Origin of the sequence: Actinotalea sp. C106, from assembly GCF_023630195.1 — a bacterium.
Lineage (GTDB): Bacteria > Actinomycetota > Actinomycetes > Actinomycetales > Cellulomonadaceae > Actinotalea.
The window spans coordinates 1-5355 of sequence record NZ_JALPKN010000222.1 but is presented as its reverse complement, the minus strand read 5'-3'; the positions used below and the strand labels follow the sequence as shown (position 1 = coordinate 5355).

Genomic DNA, 5355 nt, shown 5'->3' with positions numbered 1-5355 from the left:
TTCCTCGCCGGGTTCCTCGCCGCCGAGGCCACCGGCGCCCCTGCCCGCGCAGCCCTCGCCCAGGCCCTGGCCTGGGGGGCGGCCGCGGTGACCCTGCCGGGCAGCCAGATGCCCGGCCCCCACGACATCGATCACGGAGCGGTACACCTGCTCCCTGACGTCCTCAGCGACGAGCGGCTCGCCGAGCCGTTCGCCGCGACGGGGTGACCCCGCCCCGCAGCACCGCACCATCCCCGCAGGTTCGACTGGCGACGAAGGAGTTCCAGAGATGAGCGAGTACACACCCACGGTGACCGGGACGGGGGCCAAGGCGACCGTCCAACGCTTCGGCGGCTACCTCGCCGGCATGGTGATGCCCAACATCGGTGCGTTCATCGCCTGGGGCCTCATCACGGCCGTCTTCATCGAGGTCGGCTGGTTCCCGGTCGCGCAGATCGGCGGCTTCGGGGACTACGTCGCGACCGACCCTGACGTGGGGCTCACCGGCGTCGGGCTGGTCGGTCCGATGATCACCTACCTGCTGCCCCTGCTGATCGGCTTCACCGGTGGCCGCATGGTGCACGGGAACCGCGGCGGCGTGGTCGGGGCGATCGCCACCGTCGGTGTGATCGTCGGCACCGGCTCGCCCATGTTCCTCGGCGCGATGGCCATCGGGCCGCTCGCCGCCTGGATCATCAAGAAGATCGACGCCGCCGTGCAGCACCGCACCAAGGCCGGCTTCGAGATGCTGGTGGACAACTTCACCGCGGGCATCGTCGGGGCCGCTATGGCGATCGCGGGCCTGCTCGCGATCGGCCCGATCGTCGACACGGTCATGGGCTGGGCCGAGAGTGCCGTGGGCTTCTTGGTCGACAACAGCCTGCTGCCGCTGGCGGCGCTCATCATCGAGCCCGGCAAGGTGCTCTTCCTCAACAACGCGATCAACCACGGCGTCCTCACACCCCTCGGCGCCGCGCAGTTCGAGGATGCCGGCAAGTCGATCCTGTTCATGCTCGAGACGAACCCCGGTCCGGGCCTCGGCATCCTGGTCGCGTTCATGTTCTTCGGGCCGCGCCTGCTGCGTCCCTCGACCCCCGCGGCCATCGTCATCCACTTCTTCGGTGGCATCCACGAGATCTACTTCCCCTACATCCTCATGAAGCCCCAGCTCATCGCGGCGGCCATCCTCGGCGGGGCGGCTGGGATCCTCACCAACATCATCACTGGTGCAGGTCTCGTGGCCTCTCCGGCACCGGGCTCGATCATCGCTTACATGGCCGTTACTCCACGAGGCGGTCACCTCGCGGTGCTGCTGGGTATCGCCGTGGCCGCGGTCGTCAGCTTTGTCGTCGCGGCTGTCCTGCTGGGCTTCGGCCGCAAGGAGCCCAAGGAGGACGAGGACGGCGCGCCGTCGAGCTCGGAGGATCTGGACGCCGCCCGCGCCGAGGTGGCTGACCGCAAGGCCGCCGCCAAGGCCGGCGTCTCGACCTCCCAGCCGGCACCGCCCACCACCGCCTGATCGCGACCTCTCGTCGCAGCACACAGCACCATCCACACCTCACCGAGGAGGACCCCATGACCACCATCGACGGCAGTGCGGTACGCAAGCTGGTCGTCGCCTGCGACGCCGGGATGGGCAGCAGCGTGATGCTGGCCAGCACGGTCCGCAAGCAGCTCGCCAAGAACGGCGTGACGGTCGAGCACACGTCGGTCCAGGAGATCCCGGGGGATGCCGACGTCGTGCTCACCCACGCGGGGCTGGCCGACCGGGCCCGTGGGGTCGCCGGCGGGACCCCCGTCGTCCCGTTCAACCTGTTCCTCGGGGACCCCGCGGTGACCAAGGTGGTCACCGCGATCCAGCAGGGGCAGACCATCGATGTCTGACGTCGACCCGGCCGCCCTGCTCGCACCGGACGCGATCCGTCTGGCCGAGCAGGCGGCCGACAAGACCCAGGCCATCCGGATCTGCGGTCAGGCCCTCGTGGACTGCGGCGCGGTCGAGGCCGCGTACGTCCCGGCGATGCTCGAGCGCGAGGAGTCGGTCTCGACCTACATCGGGGAGGGCGTGGCGATCCCGCACGCGACCCTCGCCGGCAAGGAGGCCGTCCTGCGGGACGCCCTGTGCTTCGTGCGCTTCCCGGCCGGGGTGGACTGGGACGGCGCGCAGGTCACGGTCTGCATCGGGATCGCGGCGCAGGGCGACGGTCACGTCGAGATCCTCGCCGAGCTCGCGCAGATCCTGCTGGACCCCGAGCGGGCCGAGGCGCTGCGGGCGGCCGAGTCCGCCGAGACGGTGCTGGCCATGCTCACCCCCGCTCCGGAGGACACCCCGGAGCCCACCCGAGAAGGAGAACGATGAGAGTCGCACGCTTCCACGCCCCCGGTGACGTCCGTCTGGAGGACGCCCCCGAGCCGTCGGCGGGCCCCCGGGAGGTGAAGATCCGTGTCCGTGCCTGCTCGACCTGCGGCACCGACGTCAAGATCTCCCGGTTCGGCCACCACCACATCCACCCGCCACGGGTCATGGGCCACGAGATCGCCGGCGAGGTGGTCGAGAGCGGGGCCGAGGTCGAGGGCTGGGCGGTCGGGGACCGGGTGCAGGTCATCGCCGCGATCCCGTGCGGGGAGTGCGCCTTCTGCGCCAAGGACCAGATGAACATCTGCCCGAACCAGGTCTCGATGGGCTACCACTTCGACGGCGGCTTCGCCGAGTACATGGTCGTCCCCGAGAACGTGCTCAAGGTCGACGGGCTCAACCGGATCCCCGAGGGGTTGAGCTTCGCCGAGGCGAGCGTCGCCGAACCCCTGGCGTGCGCGCTCAACGCCCAGGAGCTCGTCCGGATCAACCCGGGGGACGACGTCGTCGTCGTCGGGTCCGGCCCGATCGGCTGCCTGCACGTCCGTCTGGCGCGGTCCTTCGGGGCTGCGCGGGTGTTTCTCGTCGAGCTGAGCCGCGAACGCCTCGACATGGCTGCCGAGATCGTGCACCCGGACGCGGCGATCTGCAGCGAGGACGAGGACGCGGTCGCCCGGATCCTCGAGCTGACCGACGGGCGAGGGGTCGACGTCGCGATCACGGCGGCGGCCTCGGGCGCCGCGCAGGAGCAGGCGATGCCGATGCTCGCGCGCGGTGGCCGGATCAGCTTCTTCGGCGGGCTGCCCAAGGACAACCCGACGATCACCCTCGACTCGAACCTGGTGCACTACAGCGAGCTCACGATCGTGGGTGCCAACGGCTCGAGCCCCGAGCACAACAAGCGGGCGCTGCAGCTGATCGCCGACGGCAAGGTGCCGGTCAAGGACCTGATCACGCACCTCTTGCCGCTCGACCAGGTGCTCGAGGGCATCGGGATCGTGCAGCGGGGCGAGGCCATCAAGGTCACGATCGAGCCCTGAGACGGACGCAGGGACGTCGGGCTGCGAGCCCGACGTCCCTGGACGGTGGGGTGTTGGATAGGTGCGACGGGTCGACGACGACCGGCACCACGACGAACGAGCCACCACGGTGGCGGAGGAGTGGGCATGGCACAGCGAACAGTGGTCGTGGCGTCGGGGGTCGGGCTGCACGCCCGTCCGGCGAAGCTCTTCACGCAGGCGGCTGCGGGCACCGGCCTGGGGGTCACGATCGCGAAGGGGGACGGCCCGGCCGTCGACGCGACGAGCATCCTGCGGGTCATGGCCCTCGGGGTGAAGCACGGCGAGGAGGTCACCATCAGCGCTGAGGGTGACGGGGCAGACGAGGCCCTGGACGGTCTGGTCGAGCTGCTCGCGACCGACCTCGACGCGGTGAAGCCCGCATGACCGCGGTGGCCTCGCAGGTCCTGCACGGCTCGGGGGTGGGCCGCGGGGCCGTCGTCGGGCCTGTCGCCCGTGCGCACCCCGCCCCGCGGGTCCAGCAGGACCAGCCGGGGCCTGAGGACCGCGAGGCCGCCAAGCGCGCGGTGACCGAGGCCTTCGCCGCCGTGGCAGCGTCCCTCGAGCAGCGCGCCGAGCAGGCCGGCGGCACGATCGGCGAGGTGCTCGGGGCCACCGCACTCATGGCCCAGGACCCCGAGCTCGTCGGCCAGGCGTGCACGAGGATCGACGCCGGCGCGGCCGCGACCGTCGCCGTCGACCGCGCGACGGCCGAGTTCATGGACCTCTTCGCGGCGGCGGGCGGGTACCTCGCCGAACGGGTGACCGACCTGCGCAGCGTGCGCGACCGCGTCGTGGCGCGCCTCGACGGGCTGCCCGAGCCCGGGGTCCCCGCCCTCGCCCGTCCCTCCGTCGTCGTCGCCGAGGACCTCTCCCCGGCCGACACCGCCGCGCTCGAGCTCGACAAGGTGCTCGGCATCGTCATCGAGCAGGGCGGCCCCACCGGGCACACCGCGATCATCGCGGGTCAGCTGGGCATCCCGTGCGTCGTGCGGGTGCGCGGGGCCGCGGCCCTCCAGGACGGCACCGAGATCGCCGTCGACGCCGCCGCCGGCACCGTGCTCGTCGACCCCGACGAGACCGTCCGCGCGAGCGTCGAGACCCGACGGGCGGCCCTGGCGACCCTGGCCGAGGCCACCGGCCCGGGGCGGACGGCCGACGGCCACGAGGTCGCGCTGCTCGCCAACATCGGTACCGCGGAGGACGCCGAGCGCCTGACCGACGCGGCCGTCCAGGGGGTCGGTCTGTTCCGCACCGAGGTGCTCTTCCTCGGCCGGACGACGGCCCCGACCGAGGACGAGCAGACTGCGGTCTACGCGCGGGTGCTCCGCGCCCTGGCCGGACGCAAGGTGGTCATCCGCACCCTCGACGCCGGGGCCGACAAGCCCCTGGCCTTCGTCACTCGGCAGGGTGAGGAGAACCCGGCCCTCGGCGTCCGCGGCTTCCGGCTGGTGCGCGCCGCGGAGGACCTCCTGCGCACCCAGCTCGCCGCGATCGGGCGGGCCGCCCGCGAGACGGGCGAGCAGCCCTGGGTCATGGCACCGATGGTCGCCACGGTCGAGGAGGCCGCCCAGTTCGCCTCGATCGCCCGCGAGGCCGGCGTCGGGACCGTCGGGGTCATGGTCGAGGTGCCCTCGGCAGCGCTCCGGGCCCGGGACGTGCTCGCCGAGGTGGACTTCGTCTCCCTGGGCACCAACGACCTCGCCCAGTACGCGATGGCCACCGATCGCCTCCTGGGGGAGCTCGTCGACCTGCTCGACCCCTGGCAGCCTGCGGTGCTGGACCTCGTGGCCCTCACGGCGGAGGCCGGCGTCGCGCTCGGCAAGCCCGCCGGCGTGTGCGGGGAGTCCGCGGCGGACCCGGTCATGGCCCTCGTGCTGACCGGGCTCGGGGTCACCAGCCTGTCGATGTCCCCCGCGGCGGTCCCTGCGGCACGCTTCGCCCTGGCCCGGCACACGCGCG

Annotated in this window: 6 protein-coding genes and 1 pseudogene; all 7 read left to right on the top strand. The window is 72.3% G+C overall.

Annotated elements, in window-relative coordinates; all coding sequences use genetic code 11:
* Positions 1 to 207, top strand: a pseudogene (locus tag L0B03_RS13450) (hypothetical protein); the annotation flags it as partial.
* A 61-nt stretch (positions 208 to 268) separates the two neighbouring features.
* The gene (locus tag L0B03_RS13445) at positions 269 to 1498 is read left to right on the top strand and encodes a PTS mannitol transporter subunit IICB (RefSeq protein ID WP_308200061.1); all 1230 of its coding nucleotides are present in this window, start codon (positions 269 to 271) and stop codon (positions 1496 to 1498) included.
* Positions 1499 to 1554: 56 nt separating this feature from the next.
* Positions 1555 to 1863 carry a PTS lactose transporter subunit IIB gene (locus L0B03_RS13440; RefSeq protein ID WP_250446593.1) on the top strand — a complete coding sequence of 103 codons (309 nt, stop codon included), beginning with the start codon at positions 1555 to 1557 and terminating at the stop codon, positions 1861 to 1863.
* The gene (locus tag L0B03_RS13435) at positions 1856 to 2338 is read left to right on the top strand and encodes a PTS sugar transporter subunit IIA (RefSeq protein ID WP_250446591.1); all 483 of its coding nucleotides are present in this window, start codon (positions 1856 to 1858) and stop codon (positions 2336 to 2338) included. The genes L0B03_RS13440 and L0B03_RS13435 overlap by 8 nt, the downstream gene beginning before the upstream one ends.
* Positions 2335 to 3375, top strand: a complete 1041-nt coding sequence (locus L0B03_RS13430; RefSeq protein WP_250446589.1) for a zinc-dependent dehydrogenase — start codon at positions 2335 to 2337, stop codon at positions 3373 to 3375. Before L0B03_RS13435 ends, L0B03_RS13430 begins: the two co-directional genes overlap by 4 nt.
* 126 nt (positions 3376 to 3501) lie before the next feature.
* A complete protein-coding gene (locus tag L0B03_RS13425) occupies positions 3502 to 3780 on the top strand; it encodes an HPr family phosphocarrier protein (protein WP_250446587.1) in 279 nt (92 codons plus the stop codon).
* Positions 3777 to 5355: phosphoenolpyruvate--protein phosphotransferase (gene ptsP, locus L0B03_RS13420; protein WP_250446585.1), on the top strand; the 1579-nt coding region annotated here is incomplete at its 3' end. The genes L0B03_RS13425 and ptsP, both read left to right, overlap by 4 nt.

Excerpts from the sequence above, each read along its gene's own strand:
- L0B03_RS13430 (WP_250446589.1), top strand. The coding sequence starts at position 2,335 with ATGAGAGTCGCACGCTTCCACGCCCCCGGTGACGTCCGTCTGGAGGAC.
- L0B03_RS13445 (WP_308200061.1), top strand. The coding sequence starts at position 269 with ATGAGCGAGTACACACCCACGGTGACCGGGACGGGGGCCAAGGCGACC.
- L0B03_RS13440 (WP_250446593.1), top strand. The coding sequence starts at position 1,555 with ATGACCACCATCGACGGCAGTGCGGTACGCAAGCTGGTCGTCGCCTGC.
- L0B03_RS13425 (WP_250446587.1), top strand. The coding sequence starts at position 3,502 with ATGGCACAGCGAACAGTGGTCGTGGCGTCGGGGGTCGGGCTGCACGCC.
- L0B03_RS13435 (WP_250446591.1), top strand. The coding sequence starts at position 1,856 with ATGTCTGACGTCGACCCGGCCGCCCTGCTCGCACCGGACGCGATCCGT.